The sequence below is a fragment of the Halioglobus sp. D3-4 genome, from assembly GCF_055809315.1.
Window position 1 is genome coordinate 3,194,012 of sequence record NZ_CM147907.1, and the last position, 19,138, is coordinate 3,213,149.

Annotated in this window: 13 protein-coding genes; 8 read left to right on the top strand and 5 right to left on the bottom strand. The window is 57.3% G+C overall.

The annotated features are described in order from the left end of the window. Nucleotides 1-81 precede the first annotated feature (81 nt). From AC0L6S_RS13770 to AC0L6S_RS13790, 5 genes are read left to right on the top strand one after another with little or no spacing between them, the layout of a single operon-like run. Nucleotides 82-1,425, top strand: coding sequence for a TolC family protein (locus tag AC0L6S_RS13770; protein ID WP_473428597.1), 1,344 nt, complete (start codon nt 82-84; stop codon nt 1,423-1,425). Beyond that, entirely contained in the window at nt 1,422-2,645 is a 1,224-nt protein-coding gene (locus AC0L6S_RS13775; protein ID WP_473424584.1) for an efflux RND transporter periplasmic adaptor subunit, read from the top strand. The genes AC0L6S_RS13770 and AC0L6S_RS13775 overlap by 4 nt, the downstream gene beginning before the upstream one ends. Next, nucleotides 2,638-5,778, top strand: a complete 3,141-nt coding sequence (locus AC0L6S_RS13780; protein WP_473424585.1) for an efflux RND transporter permease subunit — start codon at nt 2,638-2,640, stop codon at nt 5,776-5,778. Before AC0L6S_RS13775 ends, AC0L6S_RS13780 begins: the two co-directional genes overlap by 8 nt. Next, entirely contained in the window at nt 5,772-6,464 is a 693-nt protein-coding gene (locus AC0L6S_RS13785; RefSeq protein ID WP_473424586.1) for a response regulator transcription factor, read from the top strand. Before AC0L6S_RS13780 ends, AC0L6S_RS13785 begins: the two co-directional genes overlap by 7 nt. Then, a complete protein-coding gene (locus AC0L6S_RS13790) occupies nt 6,464-7,735 on the top strand; it encodes a sensor histidine kinase (RefSeq protein ID WP_473424587.1) in 1,272 nt (423 codons plus the stop codon). The genes AC0L6S_RS13785 and AC0L6S_RS13790 overlap by 1 nt, the downstream gene beginning before the upstream one ends. A gap of 63 nt (nt 7,736-7,798) precedes the next feature. Here the strand turns inward: AC0L6S_RS13790 and AC0L6S_RS13795 are convergent, their stop codons facing one another. Further along, nucleotides 7,799-9,241, bottom strand: a complete 1,443-nt coding sequence (locus AC0L6S_RS13795) for a PhoH family protein (protein ID WP_473424588.1) — start codon at nt 9,239-9,241, stop codon at nt 7,799-7,801. 513 nt (nt 9,242-9,754) lie between these two features. Between AC0L6S_RS13795 and AC0L6S_RS13800 the strand changes: the two genes are divergently transcribed. Then, nucleotides 9,755-12,739, top strand: coding sequence for a thrombospondin type 3 repeat-containing protein (locus AC0L6S_RS13800; protein ID WP_473424589.1), 2,985 nt, complete (start codon nt 9,755-9,757; stop codon nt 12,737-12,739). An 85-nt stretch (nt 12,740-12,824) separates the two neighbouring features. On the opposite strand, the gene AC0L6S_RS13805 is transcribed toward AC0L6S_RS13800, so the two are convergent. Next, a complete protein-coding gene (locus AC0L6S_RS13805) occupies nt 12,825-13,262 on the bottom strand; it encodes a hypothetical protein (protein ID WP_473424590.1) in 438 nt (145 codons plus the stop codon). A gap of 174 nt (nt 13,263-13,436) precedes the next feature. Between AC0L6S_RS13805 and AC0L6S_RS13810 the strand changes: the two genes are divergently transcribed. Next, the gene (locus AC0L6S_RS13810; protein WP_473424591.1) at nt 13,437-15,410 is read left to right on the top strand and encodes a ribonuclease R family protein; all 1,974 of its coding nucleotides are present in this window, start codon (nt 13,437-13,439) and stop codon (nt 15,408-15,410) included. On the opposite strand, the gene AC0L6S_RS13815 is transcribed toward AC0L6S_RS13810, so the two are convergent. The 3 genes from AC0L6S_RS13815 to AC0L6S_RS13825 all read right to left on the bottom strand — a co-directional run bounded on the left by AC0L6S_RS13815 (nt 15,407) and on the right by AC0L6S_RS13825 (nt 18,626). Beyond that, entirely contained in the window at nt 15,407-15,718 is a 312-nt protein-coding gene (locus AC0L6S_RS13815) for a hypothetical protein (RefSeq protein WP_473424592.1), read from the bottom strand. The genes AC0L6S_RS13810 and AC0L6S_RS13815 overlap by 4 nt on opposite strands. A 178-nt stretch (nt 15,719-15,896) precedes the next feature. Continuing rightward, entirely contained in the window at nt 15,897-17,294 is a 1,398-nt protein-coding gene (asnS, locus tag AC0L6S_RS13820; protein ID WP_473424593.1) for an asparagine--tRNA ligase, read from the bottom strand. A gap of 387 nt (nt 17,295-17,681) precedes the next feature. Next, nucleotides 17,682-18,626, bottom strand: a complete 945-nt coding sequence (locus AC0L6S_RS13825) for an SDR family NAD(P)-dependent oxidoreductase (RefSeq protein WP_473424594.1) — start codon at nt 18,624-18,626, stop codon at nt 17,682-17,684. Nucleotides 18,627-18,734: 108 nt separating this feature from the next. Here AC0L6S_RS13825 and AC0L6S_RS13830 point away from each other — a divergent pair, with 108 nt between their 5' ends. Further along, on the top strand, nt 18,735-19,118 hold the full coding sequence (locus tag AC0L6S_RS13830) for a PPOX class F420-dependent oxidoreductase (RefSeq protein ID WP_473424595.1): 384 nt from the start codon (nt 18,735-18,737) through the stop codon (nt 19,116-19,118). Nucleotides 19,119-19,138 lie beyond the last annotated feature (20 nt).

Consider the following 19,138-nt stretch of genomic DNA (forward strand, 5'->3'; position numbering starts at 1 on the left):
CGCAGCCATCACACCGCTTTAACCCGCCGTTAACCCCACGATCACTACTCTGGGCGCACGTTCAGTAGAAGCACCAAGGTGATGAGACTCCTCTTTCTATTTCTGGCCGCCGCAATGACAAGCGGCTGCGCGCTCACAAATACGTCCCCCGACTACCAGCAGCAGGCTGTAGTCGCGCGTGACAATGCCGCTGTCTGGCCGTCAGCAACCGCCGAACAGACACTCGCGCTGAATCAGTTGATTGAAAGCGAGGATCTGGACGCGCTGATTGATGAGGCCCTGCAGGCCAACCCAAGCCTGCAGCAAACGATGCTTTCGGTGGAGATTTACCAGCAGCAGTGGCGACAGGCGTTTGGCGAGCGCCTACCGGACCTCGTGCTGGCCGGCAGCGGGGGTAAAACAGAGGGCAATGGATCCAGCTTCGACAGCAGCCTCACCGTCAGTTGGCAGGTTGACCTGTGGCAGAGCCTGAGCGATCGCAGCCGCGCGGCGGGCAAAGACGTAGAACAGCAACAGCAACTGTATCAGGCCGCCCAGGATACACTCGCTGCCAATGTGATGGATGCCTGGCTCGGCCTGATCACTACCCAGCGCACCATCGCCATTCAGGAGAAGCGCCTGGCGACACTGGCCAGCAATGCGCAGTTCATTACGCAGCGTTATCGCAACGGTACGGGCAGTCTGGATGACATGACCACTGCGCGCACCGTGCTGGCCAGTGAACAGGCCAATCTCGAGTACTATACCGAGTCTCTGCAGCAACAACAGCGCGCCCTGCGCACCTTATTGGGACGCAGCCAGGGTGCGCCGGTAGCCGTGGCGGACACCTTCCCGAAGGTCATTGCGCCACTGGCGGATTTACCGGCCCAGACGCTGGCGCGCCGGCCGGATCTGCAGGCCGCCTACGCCGCGATAGAAGCCGCCAGCCTGCGCAGCAGTGCCGCCTATAAAGATCTGCTCCCCAGTATCAGCCTCGAAGCTGCGCTGCTGGACTCGGACGGTAACATCAGCAATGCGTTGTTGAGCGACCCCCTCTGGTCACTACTGGGGCAACTCACCGCACCACTCTATATGGGAGGGCAGTTGCGGGCAGCAGCCGAAATCGCCGAGCTGCAAACAGCGCAGGCCTACCAGAGCTACCGGGAGACACTGTATGCGGCGGTAACGGACGTTGAGAATGCGCTAGGGCAGGAACAGAGCCTGGCACGCCAGCAGGCGCATATCGAAACGGCGCTGGAGAACGCACACATCAACCTCGCCCAGTATCGTGCCAGTTATCGCTCAGGCCTGGCCACCATTCTCGACCTGCTCACGGTGGAGCAGGCAACCTACGATCTGGAAAACCAACTCAACGATTTACTGTATCAGCGTCTCAGCAATCGAGTCACGCTCGGTCTCGCGCTGGGACTTGGAGTCACACTATGAATACCCTGACACACTCACCGGGAATGCGCCGGCTGCCTCTGGTCATTGCTGCTGCAGTAGTACTGCTGCTGGTGCTGGCCTATCTGGGTTACAGCCTGGCGGCACAGGCACAGCGGCCCGCGCGCGAATCACACGCCGCAACGCCACCGCCCGATGTAAGTGTCGTGGAGCGGCTTCCCGAACGCTATCGCGCGCACGTAACTGCGTATGGCGCGGTGGAACCCCACTATGCACTGACGATGACCGCCAAGGTCAGCGGCTACGTCACATCGCTCTCACCCCAGTTTGAGGCCGGCGGCGTCATCGCCGCCGGAGATCTGCTGGCACAGCTGGAAGACAGTGATTACCGCAGTGCCCTGTCCATTGCCGAAGATACGTTGGCGGCCGCGCGGCTGGCAGTGCTGGAGGAGGAGCGGCAGGTCGTGCAGGCGCAGACGGAGTGGCGCAGCGCCGGCCTGGAGGGAGAACCGGATTCCGAACTGGTGCTGCGACAGCCTTATCTGGACGCCGCACGCGCCAGCCTGAACAGCGCCGAGGCCGGTGTAGACAGCGCCGCAACAGATCTGGCACACACACGGATCACCGCCCCCTTCAATGCGATGGTAATTGAGCGGCATGTCGCGCCGGGCAGCTATGTGCAAGCGGGGACAGAGATCGCAACCCTCTACAGCAGCGACCGGGTGGAAATCACACTTGCGCTGTCCAGTCAGGACTGGGCCAAATTACCGCCAGTCAACGAACTCAAGGACGGCGCATGGCCGGTACGGCTGCGCGATGTCGAAACCGGTGACGAGTGGACCGCCCACGTCGATCGCATCGAACAACACCTGGACAGCACCACCCGCCAGCGCGCGCTGATCGTGACCGTGGACAATCCGCTGGCACAGAGTACGCCACTGCTCCCGGGGAGTTTCGTCGAAGCAAAAATACCGGGGCGCAGTGTCGATGGACTCTGGAAACTGCCCAGTTCCGCCGTCAGCCAGCGCGGTGAAGTCTGGTATGTGACACCGGACAACACGCTCGACAACTTCGTCGCCGATATCAGTTTCAGCGAGGGCGAGAACGTGTATGTAAGCGCACCCACCACGCTCGCTGATACACCGCAGCGCGTGCTGCTGCACCCCCTGAGTGGCTATCTGGTCGGCATGCAGGTCACCGCCGTCGACCCCGCTGAGGCGCTAGCCTCAAACCCCATTCAGGAGAATAGCGACAATGGCTGACAACGACGCAAGCGGGGGTATTATCGCCTGGTTCGCCCGCAACTCGGTTGCGGCCAACCTGTTGATGATCATGGTCATCCTGCTGGGCGTGTTCTCGCTGAGTTCACTGCGCCGCGAGGCCTTCCCCAGTATAGAACCGGATACCATCAGCATCTCCATCAGCTATGACAGCGGCTCCGCGAAACAGTCTGAGGAAGGGCTGGCCATGAAGATCGAGGAGCAGCTTGAAGGGGTTTCCGGCATCAAGAGCATCACCAGCACTGCGACCGGCAGCGGCGCCACCGTGTCTGTCGAGAAGCAGTCCGACTATGACCTGGACACGCTGCTGACTGATGTCAAAGCCAAGGTCGATGCCATTTCGACCTTCCCTGCCGATGCCAAGAACCCGGTCATCGAGAAGGCGGAGCGCGAGGAGCACTCTCTGTGGTTGCAACTGTACGGCGATACCGACCGCCAGACACTGCAGCAGTTGGCAGACATGCTGAAAAACGATCTGCTGGCGGAGGACGAAATCGGCAGAGTCACCATCTCCGGCTGGCTGGACCCCATGATGGTGGTGGAGATCGACGAAGCGCGACTGCAGGCCTACGGCCTGAGTCTGGCGGACGTGGAGAATGCGATCAACGCCAGTTCCTCCACGCCACTGACAGCGGTGCTGCGCAACGATAATACCTACCTGCAACTGCAGGCTTCGAAACAGGCCTATACCGCCACCGACTTCGCGGCATTGCCGCTGATCACCACAGCCAGTGGCCAGCAGATACGCCTCGGCGACATCACTACAATTCGCGACACGTTTGATGACAACAGCTCAGTGCTGTCCCGGTTCAATCACCACGACAGCATTGCGCTGCAGGTACTGACAGCCGGCACCGGCGATATCTCTGATACGGTGAACGCGGCCCGCGCCGTCGCCGAGCGCTGGCAGGACAGCGCGATACTGCCTGCCGGGGTAGAACTGAGCAGCTGGTACGATCGCAGTACCAACATCAATGAGCGTCTGGATTTGCTGATCAAGAATGCTGTCGGTGGCATCGCACTGGTGTTTGTCCTGCTCGCACTGTTCCTCAATCTGCAGGTGGCCATGTGGGTTGCGGCCGGCCTGCCGTTTATCTTCTTCGGCACCCTGTTCCTGATGGGTGACAGCGTTATGGGGCTGACGCTGAATGCGTTCACCACCTTCGGCTTTATCATGGCCCTGGGGATTGTGGTGGACGACGCCGTGGTGGTCGGCGAATCGGTCTACACCGAGCGTTCCAAATACGGGGACACACTGGCGAATACGGTGATCGGCACACAGAAAGTGGCCGTACCGACACTGTTTGGCGTATTCACGACCGTGGCGGCCTTCTTCGCGCTTTCTCACATTGACGGACGCCTGGGTGTTCTCTACTCACAGTTTGCGATGGTGGTGACACTCTGCCTGATTCTCTCCATTATCGAATCCAAGTTGATCCTGCCGGCACACCTTGCGCACATCAACACCCGCAAACGCCCTGCCCGCAATCCGGTGTCCGCACTCTGGCAGCGTTGCCAGCATCTGGCTGACGCCAGCCTGAACCGACTCACCGAGCACTACTACAAGCCGCTGATCAAGTGGGCGCTAAGCCATCGCTATGCAGTGGTCATAGCCTTTATTGCACTGTTTGTGCTGGTGATGTCCATGCCATTCACCGGCGCTGTGCGCGTCAGCTTTTTCCCCGACATTCCCGGCGATACCGCTCGCGCCCAGTTGACCATGAGCAAGGATGCGAGTTTTGGCATGACCCACGCCAACCTGCTGTCGATGGAAGCTGCGGCGTACACCGCTGACCAACAGCTGAGCCAGCAGACTGATAAATCCTATATCGATCACCTGCAGGTGATGTCGGAGGCGGACCAGTCCGGCACGATCACACTGGAGCTGAGTGATGACGCCCCCTACAACATTAATGAATTCACCCGCCGCTGGCAGGTGCTGGTGGGCACACCGGAGGGCGCGCGCACCGTGGCGGTACAGAATACCCGGCGCCAGGTAGACGCGCTGCGCATCGAGCTTCGAGCCGACGATGACGACACGCTAAGCCAGGCCGGTGCAGCGTTTCGTCAGGCACTGGCCGACATCAATGGAGTGAGCGGCATCGATGACAACCTGCAACCCGGCCAACCGCAGCTGAATCTGGAGCTGACGGCCCAGGGCAAGGCGCTGGGCCTGACCACCGATGAGCTCGCCACACAGGTGCTGCAATCCTTCAGCGGGCAGGTGGTACAGCGCTATCAACGCAATGCCGATGAGATTGAGGTGAAGGTTCGCTACCCGGAAGCTGAACGTCGCAATGCTACCGATGTGATCAACGCACGCGTTCGCACCAGTGACGGCACGGTGGTACCCCTGTCCAGCGTCGCCCAACTCAGCTACGGCTATACACGCGACAGCATTACCCGTATCGACAACAAGCGGGCCGTCTACATCAGTTCAGACGTCGACAAGGAGGTGCTCTCTGCAACAGAACTGGTGGAGCGCTTGCGCAATGATGTCGCGCCGCAGCTGAAACGCCAGTTCCCGGGGCTGGACATCCATTTTGCCGGCGAGGCCGAAGAACAGGCGGAGACTGCCACATCCATGGAGAAAATGTTCGCACTCGCCCTGCTCGCCATCTATATGTTGATCGCCATTCCACTGCGCTCTTACGTGCAGCCACTGGTTATCATGATGGCCATCCCCTTTGGGGTAGTGGGTGCCGTACTGGGGCACTGGCTGAATGATCTTCCGCTGGGCATTCTCTCCCTGAACGGCATTATTGCGCTCAGTGGTGTGGTGGTGAACGACAGCCTGCTATTGGTGGCGCGGTTCAACGAGATTCGCGGCGAGCACAACAGCCTGCAATCTGCGATCACCGAAGCGTGCAGTAGCCGCCTGCGCGCGGTCTTGCTAACCTCGGTGACAACTTTTGCCGGACTGATGCCACTTCTGGGTGAGACATCACTGCAAGCACAGTTCCTCATACCCGCCGCCGTTTCGTTGGGCTATGGCATTCTGTTTGCTACAGTGATTACCCTGATACTGATACCGGCACTGCTGCGCATACAGCATGATATCCACCGCGCACTGCTTAAACCCTTTTCACGAGAGCTGGCCCAACCACTATGTTGAACGTTCTGCTGGTAGAAGATGACATCGATCTGGCTGCGACGATCGTGCAGTATCTGGAACTCGAGGATATTCACTGTGATCACGCCAGCAGTGGCGTCGCCGGCCTGCATTTCATGCGACAGAACCGCTACGATAGTTTACTGCTGGATATCAACCTGCCCAGGCTGGACGGGCTCTCCGTCTGCCAACAGCTGCGCGACGATGGCGATGATACACCGGTGCTGATGCTTACCGCTCGCGATCAGCTTGAGGACAAGATTCAGGGATTCAAGGCCGGCACCGACGACTATCTGGTAAAGCCGTTTGAACTGGAGGAACTGGTGGCACGCGTGCAGGCGCTCGCTAAGCGACGCAGTGGACAGAGCCGCGTGTTGCAGTGTGCCGACCTGATCATGAATCTCGACAGCAAAACAGTGTCGCGTTCAGGGCGTGCGCTCAAATTGTCGCCCACAGGCTGGCGCCTGCTCGAGTTGCTACTACGCAACTCGCCGAAGGTACTGTCCAGAGAGGCCATAGAACAGTCACTGTGGGGCGATGAGCCACCCGACAGCAACAGCCTGAAAGTACATGTGTTCAATTTGCGCAAAGCCATAGACAGCGCTTCCGAAGCCGATCTCCTACACACTATTCCCGGACAGGGGTTCGCCTTGCGCGATGTTTCCACGCTCGCGAAGGATGCAGTGTAATGCGGTTTGCGCTCAGTTTACGCTGGTTTGTGTGGCTGACCTTCCTACTGCTGACACTCACGCTGGTCACCGGATACTCCATGCTGTCGGCGGATTACTTCATACGCGGCATGGACAATATCACCGCACTGCAAATGGAGAGAGCGGCGCAGAGCTATCTCGCGGCAACGCCAAAGGATAAGCGCCTGCAACCGGAAGTCGTGCTCGACTATACCGTGTTCCCGAGGTGGCAGCAGGTACCCACAAAGCTCCGCCAGCAATTCGAGGCCGCAAAAAAGCAACCCGACCAGTTGCTGAAGCTTGTCAACAAAAACGAAGACGGGGGCAAACACTCCATCGATTTCCTGTTCCACTACAGCCGTGGCGGCGATAATGTCTACGTCACCTATCGCGTCTCTCCGGATACCGTTTCGACAATGGTGAGGAACAATTCACGCGCCAATCGCGAAAAACTGCTGATGATAAGCATCGCCGCTGCCATGGTGCTATCACTGATAATCTGGCTGCTACTGCGGCGCATCTCGCAACCTGTCAGTCGACTGGTGGACTGGACCAGTGCGCTTGACCCCGGCTCACTGAAAACTGATCCGCCCGACTTCACCTATCCGGAACTCAACAATCTTGCGCAACTAATACGCAAAAGCCTGTCATCGGTGCAGGAAAGCCTGGACCGGGAGCACCGTTTCCTGCGCCATACCAGTCATGAGTTGCGCACGCCGATATCCACGTTTCGCAACAATGTTGAGCTGTTGCGTAAACTGCAGTCACACAACTCGCAAGTAAGCGAACAGGAAGCGCGGGTTATCGACCGACTCGACCGCTCCAGCCTCACCATGAAGCACCTCACCGAAACACTGCTGTGGTTAAGCCGCGACAGTGCACAGTCTCCGCCCACGCATGAAGTTGCATTGCACGAGCTTATCGCACAGCTCACGAGTGAAGTAGAGTACTTGCTGAAGGACAAACCGGTCGAGGTGGTTCTGGATACTGCTCCCTGTGCGCTGGTACTGCCGGAAACCGTGGTGCGCATCGTCGCCGGCAATCTGATTCGCAACGCGTTTCAACACAGCTGGAAAGGCACGGTGACAATCCGCCAGCGCGGCGCAACAATCGAGATAAGCAATCCCTACGAGCCGACGACAGGCAATGACGACCTGGGATTTGGGCTGGGTTTGAACCTGACAGAACAGTTGTGCACAAAACTGAACTGGATGTACACCAATACCGCACTGGATAGCGAACGCTGCGCCACAGTGACGTTTACCCATTAGAAGCGAGGGTATGCGCCGCAGGCACACACTGCATCAGCATGCACCTGCGTTGCAACACACGCGCTATAGGTTCTCCTCAGCAAATGCCGCCAGACGTGATCGGACAATCCCGTTGACGTGCATGATGCCCGCGTGAGGATAGGCCTTGCTCTTTTCAACAAGGTACGTCAGCCCAGAGGTCAGTGGCGAAATATACTTGTTGTCGATCTGGGCCAGATTGCCCAGTACCACAATCTTTGAGTCGGCCCCGACCCGGCTGATCACGGACTTCAGCTGGAACTGGGTAAGGCCCTGCGCCTCATCGATGATCACATAGGCGTTGTTAAACGAGCGCCCGCGCATGAAATTGAGCGACTTGAACTGGATGTTGGCGCGCTCCTTGACGTAGCTGATACTACCGTTACAGGACTCATCGGCACCGTGCAGTATCTCCAGGTTGTCGTCGAACGCCGCCAGCCACGGCGCCATCTTCTCCTCCTCCGTACCCGGCAGAAAGCCGATTTCCTCGGCAATTGGCGGTGTGGAGCGCGCGACGATCAATTTGCTGAACTTGCGCTGCTCCAGAATCGCGTGCAGTCCATAGGCGAGGGCCAGCAGGGTCTTGCCGGAACCCGCGGGGCCTGTCATTACCGTCATATCGACACCGTCGTCATCCAGCAGGGACATCGCCATCGCCTGCTCGAGATTGCGCGGCGCCAGCCCCCAGAAGCGCTTATTCATCAGGCTGTCGCGACTGTCGCAGCGCAGGTAGACAAAATCCCTGTCGACGCGCTTCACAAACGCCATGAATTCCTGGTCATCATGGACAAACATGTTCGGGTAAGCCTGCGGCAATGACTTGAGCGGGATGCGGTGCAATGTACAGTCGTCCTCGCGCAAAGTGTCAACCTCACTGATTGTGGACCAGAAATCGCCGCTGATATGCTCATAGCCGGTGGCCAGCAGGTCGATGTCATCGAGCACCCGATCGCGGCGATAATCCTCGACGTGCATCAACCCGGAGCCCTTTGCCTTGATGCGCATGTTAATGTCTTTAGTCACCAGGCAGATGAACTCTTTGGGGTTTTCCGCCTGTAACCTGAGTGCCACATTGATAATCCGGTTGTCATTGGCCTGCGCCGGGGTACCGTCGAGGTACGGCACCTCCGTATTATCAGCCAGTTGTTGGTCCGGGTAGATTGCCAGCGTTCCCGGCGCAAAGTTTTCCAGCGCAGTTCCGGGCACCGGCACGCCCGCCTGGATTTCCTGCGGTGAGGCGGCCTCAACAACTTTATCGATCATATTGATGGCGATGCGAGCCTCTCGGCTCACGGTTTTATCATGGCGGTCCTTGATATGATCCAGCTCTTCCAGCACGGTCATGGGAATGACCAGGTGATGTTGTTTGAAGGCCGTGACGGCCATCGGGTCGTGCAACAGGACGTTTGTATCCAATACGTATGTTTTCTTGATGACAGGTTTCAGGGGTGTGGTTTTTTCTACACGCAGGGTAGAACCTGAGTCCATAAGGAAATCCTCATAACAATTTTAGAAAAAATAGGTGGGAGAGTTTGTAGCGAAAAGCCCGATACGTCCGGTCGGGTGAAGCGTGGCAGGAAGAGTATTGTAAATATTCTGGAGTAGCTTTGGAGGGTGTAAGTAGCCCCAGCTGTCGATACACACTGGCGATAATGTTGTGCTTGTGTTGTGGCACAGGACAATCAGCGAAAACCCGATTGCCTGATGCCCCGAAACTCATCAATGGCACACCCCGGCGGATTGCAACCGCATACCTCGATTATTAAACCCGCCGGGTCAGACTGTCAATGCCGACCACCAAATAGACCGACATTTCCCTAATTTTGTGTCAGCTTATTTTACACTCTCTACAGCCACTTTTTTTAACTTGTTGAAACTACTAAACAAATCATCACGGCATGATTTTTGCCTAAAACCCCGGACGTGATAAAGTTACGCGGCATTAAAATAATTCAAATACGTCACGGGCAGCCTCGCTGTCCGCCATTAAGGATACTCCCCATGACCTATTGCAGCACTACTTGCGGAACTACGCCCGTCGGTTCGTCATCCGGATTGCGCGATTTTTTTGTCTGTCTGGCCCTGACGGCCTGTCTGGTAATTGCGGCCACGCCTGCGCTGGCCCAGCCTTCATTTATCACCTTCGAAAGTGGACCGGTACGCCCGGTGGCCATCAGCCCCAACGGCCAGGCGTTGGCAGTTGTTAACACACCGGACAACCGCATTGAAATATTCGGTGTTCTGGCCGGATCACTGATCCCCCTTGGCTCCGTGCCAGTGGGCATGGAGCCGGTAGCAGTGGCAGCCCGCTCTGACACGGAATTCTGGGTGGTAAACCATCTGTCCGACAGTGTCAGTATCGTCGACCTGTCTACAACGCCATTTCGGGTAAGTCGCACACTGCTGGTAGGTGACGAACCCCGCGACATCGTATTCGCCGGGACTGAGAACGGAGGGCAAGCCGTTGAGCGCGCATTCATTACAACAGCACACCGCGGACAGCACCGTGAAGACCCTTCAATAGCCTCGGTACCGGGCGCAGGCGATCCGCAACTGATAACACCGGGCATCGGCCGGGCAGACGTATGGGTATTTGATGCCACCAACCTCGGAAATACCGTGGGCGGAACGCCGGTTGAAATTCTTAGCTTCTTCGCTGATACACCACGTGCTCTGGCGGTGTCCCCGGATAACACGACTGTCTACGTAGCTGCTCACCACTCGGGAAACCAGACGACCGTCATCAACGAGACATCGGTCAATGGCAATATGCCTGGCCCCAATCAAAATGCCTTTGGCGATGATCGCCCGGACACTGGCGCCATCGTGAAGTTTGATGGCACCAACTGGCTCGATGCAGACGGCACTGACTGGAGTAACTTCGTCAACTTCAACCTGCCGGATCACGATGTTTTCTCAATCAATGCCAATACGCTGGACGCAAACTCAATAGCAGAATACGACCACGTGGGTACGATCCTGTTCAACATGGCGGTCAACCCAGTGACAGGCCGGGTCTATGTGACCAATACGGAGCTGCCCAACCACATCATATTTGAAGGCCCGGGAAACCACGGCGGCAGTACTGTTCAGGGGCGCCTCTCTGAATCCCGCATTACCGTTTTGAACCCCGCCAACGGCAGTGTGGACCCGCAGCACCTCAATCAACATATTGATTACGACCAACGGCATACTGATCCGGGCGCAGACCATGCGGCTATCAACGCGCAAAAGCATCACAGCCTCGCAACACCGCTGCAACCGGTGGTTTCCAGCGATGGTTCCAAGCTGTACGTAGCCGCCTTTGGCTCAGCAAAAATTGGGGTATTCGACACGCCGGATATTGAAGCGGCAGATTTTGAAACCAGCTTCGACCCCACCGCAGAAAGCGGCAACTACATCTCCACTGGTGGTGGTCCCGCCGGCATGGTACTGGATGAAGCGAATAATCGCCTTTACGTACTGACGCGGTTTGCTAATCAGGTCGAAGTCATTGATCTGTCCAACAACAGCATTGTAGAGACTCACCCCCTGCACAACCCCGAACCACAAGGCGTGGTAGACGGGCGGCCCTTTCTCTACGACGCGTTTGCCACCTCCGCCAATGGCGAAACATCCTGCGCCAGTTGCCATATTTTCGGCGACATGGATCAACTCGCGTGGAACCTCGGCAACCCGGATGAACATGTAACAACAAACTTCCAGAAAGCCTCACCGGGGCTGCCTCTGGGTATCGACGCCACCTTTCACCCTATGAAGGGGCCCATGACAACCCAGACACTGCGCGGCATGTCGACTCACGGCGCTCTGCACTGGCGGGGCGACCGCGTTGACGGCTTCCTCGGGCAGGACGGCTGCGCGGAACCCACCGGCTCACACTGCTCTGAGATATTCTCGTTCTTCAATTTCATTGTTGCCTTTGAGGGCTTGCTGGGCATGCAGGGCACGATTTCGACAGATGACATGGTGAAGTTTACGATTTTCGCTATGGAATTAACGTTGCCGCCCAACCCCATTCGCGCGCTGGATAACTCACTCGATGCGACTCAACAGGCCGGGGTGGACGAGTTTTTTACCGCCTTCAACGACGGCGTGGCAGCCTGTGAGGGCTGTCATGAACTCGAGCCAGAGAATGGGTTTTACGGCACTCGGGGCGACCAGTCATTCGAAGGCGAACCCCAGTCCTTCAAAGTCGCGCATATGCGCAATCTGTATCACAAAATTGGTATGTTCGGGCACTCCTCGTCCGATATCAGTTCCGATACCGACGGGCATCAGGGTGATCAAATCAGGGGCTTCGGCTTCCTGCACGATGGCTCTCACGACACGATTGAGACATTCCTCTCGGCAGGCGTGTTCAATACCAACAACGACGAAGAACGCGTTCTGGCGGCATTCGCCCATGTCTTCCCAACTGATCTGGCACCGATAGTAGGGCAACAGGTAACGCTGACTGCAAGTAACAGGGCAATTGCAGATCCCAGGATCGACCTGCTCATTGAGCGTGCTAGCTCTAATTTCCTGTCATTTATTCTGGGTGGTACAACAACGGAGTGTGAAGTGATTGCCAAAGGTACGGTGGGAGGAGAGCCCAGAGGCTGGCTGCGTCAGATCAATGGGTTGTTTATCTCCGACGTGAACACTGTTCACACCGATGCGCAGTTGCGAGATCTCGCAGCCGTGGAGGGACCCATCACATACACCTGCGTGCCTCCCGGTTCCGGCGAGCGAATGGCGATCAACCGCGATGGCGACAGTCACCTTGACGGCCTCGACAACTGCCCTTCCGTTTCCCATGAAAACCAGGTGGATAGCGACAACGACGGCATAGGTGATGCCTGTGATCCCTTGCAGGACCCCGATACCGACGGTGACGGCTGGCCTGACAAACTCGATAACTGCCCGAAAATTGCAAATCCCGGACAGGAGGATGAGGATTCCAACGGGCGCGGTGACGCCTGCGAAAATAGTCCTATCGGGTGTTAGCAGCCGGGTATAAACGCCTATCGATGGTATAGGTGAATTTCAGGGGCCTCTGGCCCCTGTTTTCGTTATGGGCTCCGATATCAACTCACGGCGCCCGCCACTGCGCGGGGCTGCATTGCCACTGCTTACTGGCTTTTACGATACGCTGCTCAGGGGTGACCCTGAATATGTGCGTCTCGCCTGATGGCAACATCAGGTATGCCGCCATGGTGGGCGAGCCCGCATCACTGAAGTACGACAGCACCTGTACAGGGCCATTTTGACCATAAATCACCGGCTGATCTGCGACACCTCTGGCGCGCGCTATATTCTCACTGCCCAACCACAGTTCCAGTGTAGGCAGGCCCAACCGCTCCGTACAGGTGTAATAGGTATTTTCGGGGCTTTCAGACCATGTTACGCCGGCCATAAAATCTTCCTCCCCCCCTGTCGTGCCCTCGACTTTCGACAGCACATCATCCAGCCGGTCTCCGCTTGCAAGGGGGGCCGCAAGCAGGGAGAGAATCAGAATCCAGTAGTTCATAGCTTTTCACTTGGTAGTGTCAGTCGGTAAGGCTGACATTCATAGCGCAAATCCCCCGCATGCTCAAATAGAAAAAGCCAACTTGACTGTACCTTTCGACTATAACGCACTGACAGCCGTGGCGATTTCAGCTACGATGCACAGCCTATATTTTTAATTAAAGTTGTCCCACGAATGCTCAGCCAGGATACCCTCTCGCAACTGCAAGGCCTGAAATCGCAAATGGAGGCCGAGAAAGAGCGCGCCGAAGCGGTTATCAAGGGCACCCAGGCCCGCTATGGGTTTGCAGTGCTTGACGATGGGCGGGAGATATTCATTCCGCCGCAGGAAATGCTTAAGGCCTTTCCCGACGACCGGGTCAGGGTCTGTATCAGGCCCACCAAAGACAATAAAACCATCGCCGACATTGAAAAACTGGTGGACAGCCCACTCTTGGACTTCACCGGACGCTGTGTCCGCAAGGGCAAAGCCGTCTTTGTGGAGCCGGACCTCAAACAGCTGAACCGCTGGTTGTTTATACCGCCGCAGGCGCGTAACGGCGCCAGGGAAGGTGACTACTTGCGCTGTGCAATCCTGCGCCACCCTATTCGCGATGGAAAACCACAGGCCAAAGTGCTGTCTGTGATCGGCGATGAAACCACACCTGGTATTGAAAACCTCTACTGCATTGCCAAATACCGGCTGGCGAATACGTGGAGCAACGCCGTCAAAAAGGAGGTCACGGAAATCAGGTCGAAGCCCTCGCCGCTGGAGACACAGAAGCGCCGCGATCTCACCGACCTGGAGTTTATCTCCATCGATTCAACCAAAACACTGGATATCGATGATGCGCTATACGCTGAAATAAGCACCGATGGCTGGGTGCTGTTCGTCGCGATAGCCGACCCCACCGCCTATATCGGGAAGGACTCCAATTTGCGCCGCGATATGGCCGCGCGGGGCACCTCCGTGTACTTTCACGGCGATGTTCTGCCGATGCTGCCGGAGGAGCTTTCACAGGATACCTGTGCATTGTCCGAGGGTGTCGACCGCGCTGCACTGGTGTGCAAAATCGCCATCAGCGACAGCGGCGAGATCGGAGACTTCGAGTTTATCGAGGCCACCGTTCGCTCGCGTGCCAAGCTTTCGTATTTTGCCGTTGACCGCTACCTCAATGGCCAGTATGACGAACTCATGAGCCACGCCTCTCCGCTGGAAACGCTTTACCAACTGTATAGGGCATTGCGTGCGCGCCGCGAAGAACACAACCTGGTGATGGAAGATCGCCAGGAATATCGTTGGGTCATGAACGACGAAAAACAGATTGAAACCATTGAGCCGACAGAAAAGCTGCTCTCCCAACGATTGGTGGAAGAGTGCATGGTTGCCGCCAATCGCTGTGCTGCGAGCTTCCTGGCTAACCACAAGGCCAGAGGGCCGTTTGTGTCACACCCGGGGTTTCGCACCGACCGTAGTGATGAGGTCAACAAGTTTCTCAGCCTGCATGCACCGGAGTTGGCGCAGCTGGATCACACAACTGTCAGCGGTTATCGCGATATCATGCGCGGCCTCGCAGCTTCCGGGAACCCACTGCCCCTGCGGGCGATGGTTAACCGGTTGCTGACACGCGCCGAGCTGTCCAGCGAGCCAGAGCCGCATATGGGCATGGCATTGGACTACTACACCAATTGCACTTCGCCATTGCGCAAATACGTGGATTTTCTGGTCCACCTGCAGATCAAAGCGGCACTGCAGGGCACCGAAGCCAGTCATGTCGACCCTCAGACGCTGGCGGAACTGAAGCTGCGCCTGGCTGCGTCCCGCGCTGCGACAATGGAGGCAGAGCGCTGGCTGGCCAGCAATTACCTACAGCGCGTCACCCGCGACAACGCTGTCGTTTTCGATGCCACAATTACCCATGTCACCAGTAGCGGGTTCTCCGCCAGGCTCGAGGACAATGGATTAACGGGATTCGTGGATTTACGTAAGGATCCGGAAAAGTTCAGCTACGACAAATGGACCGCAAGCCTCACCAGCACCACCCGCCGGTTCCAGTTAAACCAGAGCGTCCAGTTGAGCTTCCTCGGTGCCGATGAAGACGGCTCTTTTCAATCGCTGTTCAGCCCTGTCGCAGATTGTGGGCTGAAACCCGCCGTCAAATCGGACTAATCGGCCCGCGGAGACGGCGGCACTTTACTGCGCACTGCCTGTGATGCTGAATTCCTGCAGCTGGAGAGATAAAGCTGTAAGCCCGACACTAGTTGTATCATCTCGCGCACGCCCAGATTGCGTAAATAATCGCCCATCTCCATGCGACTGCCGCCCATGACAGCGGGGTCCATCGCCTGAAATGCGGCGATAATGGATAGCTCCTGCCGAGTGTAGGCCTCATCACCAAAAATCAGCTTGGTGAAAGTATTCACAATCGCCATTTCAGTTACCGGCCCCTGTTCCTTTTCTTTGAATGCGCGTCGCATCTGAACTGCCCCCGCCGCCCATTTTACTTCCGGACGGCTCTTCTCCATGAGTATTCAGTATGACTGAGGCAAATCACTATTCTGATCATAATTCAGGCAATTTTGCACAAATGGAGGCAGAATTGGCGACAGACACCCAATTTGGGTCAGGATTTGTCGCCGTGACATGGCTGCAGCGCTAGAAAATAGCGTGCCCGGGCGTGCGTGGGAACGGTATGGCATCCCGCACATTATCCATACCAGTGATGTAGTTAAGCAGGCGCTCAAAGCCCAGACCGAAACCGGCATGGGGCACGGTGCCGTAGCGACGTAGATCTCGGTACCACCACAAAGTCTCGCGCAGGGACTCATCCATACGAGAGTCGAGCATATCGAGGCGCTCCTCACGCTGCGCGCCACCGATAATTTCACCAATACCAGGCGCCAGCACATCCATCGCGGCCACCGTTCTCTCATCGTCGTTCAGACGCATGTAGAAGGCCTTGATATCCTTGGGGTAGTTCATCACGACAACCGGCCTGCCGACATGCTTTTCCGTCAGATAGCGTTCGTGCTCCGAGGCGAGGTCCAGCCCCCACTCCACCGGAAACTCAAAACGCTCACCGCTGTTTTTCAGGATTTCGATCGCCTCGCCGTACTCCATGCGCTCGAACGGGCTGTCGATGACACCGCGCAGGCGCGCTATCACACCCTCATCAATATGCTGCTGGAAAAAAGCGATATCGTCTTCGCGCTCCTCCAGCACGGTGCCAATCGTATGCTTGAGCAGACTCTCGGCGAGTGCGGCATTGTCATTGAGATCGGCAAACGCCACCTCTGGCTCCACCATCCAGAACTCTGCCAGGTGACGGCTGGTATTGGAGTTTTCCGCCCGGAACGTAGGGCCGAAGGTGTACACCTTGCTCATCGCCAGGCAGTAGGATTCCACCTCCAGTTGCCCCGACACAGTGAGGAAGGACTCGGCGGCAAAAAAATCCTGCTCGAAATCCACCGCACCGTGATCGTCGCGAGGCAGGTTGGCAAAATTGAGCGTGCTCACCCGGAACAACTCCCCGGCGCCTTCGCAATCGCTGCCGGTGATGATGGGCGTATTGATCCAGTGAAACCCATTGCCGTAAAAATAATTGTGGATGGCATTGGCCAGTGTGTTGCGCACGCGCGTGATCGCCCCGAAAGTATTGGTACGCGGCCGCAGATGGGCCTGGGTACGCAGGTACTCAAAGCTGTGGCGTTTCTTGGCAATGGGATAGGTCTCGGGGTCATCGACACGGCCAATCACTTCAACTGCGCTGGCCTGTATTTCCAGGCGCTGTCCCTTGCCCTGGGATTCCACCAACTCACCACTGACAGCGACGGCACACCCTGTGGTCAGGGTCAGCACCTCTGACTCGTAGTTGTCCAGTGTATTGGGCACCACCGCCTGTATCGCATCAAACGCAGAGCCGTCGTGTACGGCCAGAAACGATATCCCGGCCTTGGAATCGCGCTTGCTGCGCAACCAGCCCTTGACGGTAACCTGCGAGCCTTGGGGTACTTTGTCGCTGAATAGTGTCGCGATGGAAGAGTGTTCGGGCATTGGTTTGGTCTTCTATGCTTGGGAGATTGAATGTCGCGTAGATTACCTATGGATGAGGTTCATTGCCACTCGGGGACAGCGGGTTTGCTGCTTTACAGCGTTTCGGGGTTCTGTTCCACCCGAGGGCTGCGTGGGTACTTTACCATTACACCGCTATGGGGTTGTGCGCCATTTGAGGCCTCAGGGTAACAAGCCGCCCGTGCCAGACTGCACGAGGCAGGAGAGTCTGCCCCTGTTTATGGGCACGCCGACCCCAAGCCTGCAGGGAAGGGTTCACGGCGCGTCCTGCAGGGGCGGCTCCTTACCCGGAGGAGGATCCCGCTGTGTAAAAGGTGCTCGCCAATGCGGTATCAGGCTGGGATAGGTAACGGACTCCGGGAGCTGGCATCAATAGTCGAAGGACTGTCCTACCAGTTCCTCGGACAGCAGCCAGAGCCGGTCTGCCGCTGCCTGATTGACGGCATAGGATTCCACGCCAGTGCTTTTACCCTCTACAGCAGCTGCAGCTATCTGGCAGTCCTCCAGATAAATGCCACCGCGCCCCGAGAGTTGTGGCGATGACGCAGCCCAGACTGTTGTGGCCGCGCCCTGCTCCACAGATTTGAATTCCAGTTGACCAGTGGGGCTTTTCTCATTCAGCGCGACAAGATCTGCCTCCTCCATATGACGACCGAGGTTAGTCCTGATAGTCCCCGGGTGAACAGCGAATGCGCGCACACCCCGTTCGCGGGTGCGCAGATCCAGGGCTACAGTGAACAGTATATTGGCGGTTTTGGACTCACCGTATGCCTGCCATTTGTCGTAGGGCCGGCGCAAGTAGGAGGGGTCTTCAAAGTTGAACCGCGCAATCTTGTGCCCTGCAGAACTGAGGTTGATCACCCTGCCGGGGGCCCCGTCCAGCAGCGCTTCTGACAACAGCCCGGTGAACAGGAAATGGCCGAGGTGGTTGGTGCCGAACTGCATTTCAAAGTCCTGCGCGGTGCGCTGCAGCGGGCAAGCCATCACACCGGCGTTGTTGACCAGTAACTGGATTTCGGAGTGATACAACAGTATTTCTGTGGCGGCGTTACGCACACTGTTGAGATCCGCCAGATCCATAAGCTGTGTGAGCAGTTGCGCATCCGGCTGCGCTTGCAGCAACTGGGCTGCAGCAGCTTCCAGCTTCTCTTCGTCGCGTGCGACCATGACCACGGTCGCACCCGCTGCGGCCAGCGCGCGACAGGTTTCTATACCTAACCCGGAGGACGCACCGGTAACGACGGCGAGTTTACCCTCCAGGGAAATACCCTCAATTACCTGATCGGTTGTGGAACTTGCATCAAAGCGGTTCATTCTGACGTTTCCCCATTTGTTTCAGTACAAGTATTGTGACCTCTGGCGATTACCGTTTAAATGGCGGCACCGGTCATAGACCACTGCTCTAAGCTTACAGGTTTTTTTATGAACGCCAATGACACAAATTTAGTAGACAATGGCAGCTACATCAGTTTTGCCACCCGCAAACGCTCCGGTGACTGGGTCGCCACGCCTGTCTGGTTTGCGCCCGATCAGGGCAACTACTATGTTTTCAGCGCCGGCAATGCGGGCAAGGTGAAACGCCTGCGCAACTTCAGCGAGTCGCGTATTGCACCGTGCACCATGACGGGTAAACTCACCGGCGAGTGGCGGGACACACACGCGTTTCTGCTCGACGATCCGGCAGATCAGACCATCGCCCTGAAGGCACTGCGGCGCAAGTACGGTTTGCAGATGCTGGGGGCAGACTTTTTCTCGCGGCTCTCGGGAAAAATGGGGCGCCGCGCGTATATCCGCATCGAACCCTAACCCATCTCGCCCGGCGTTTT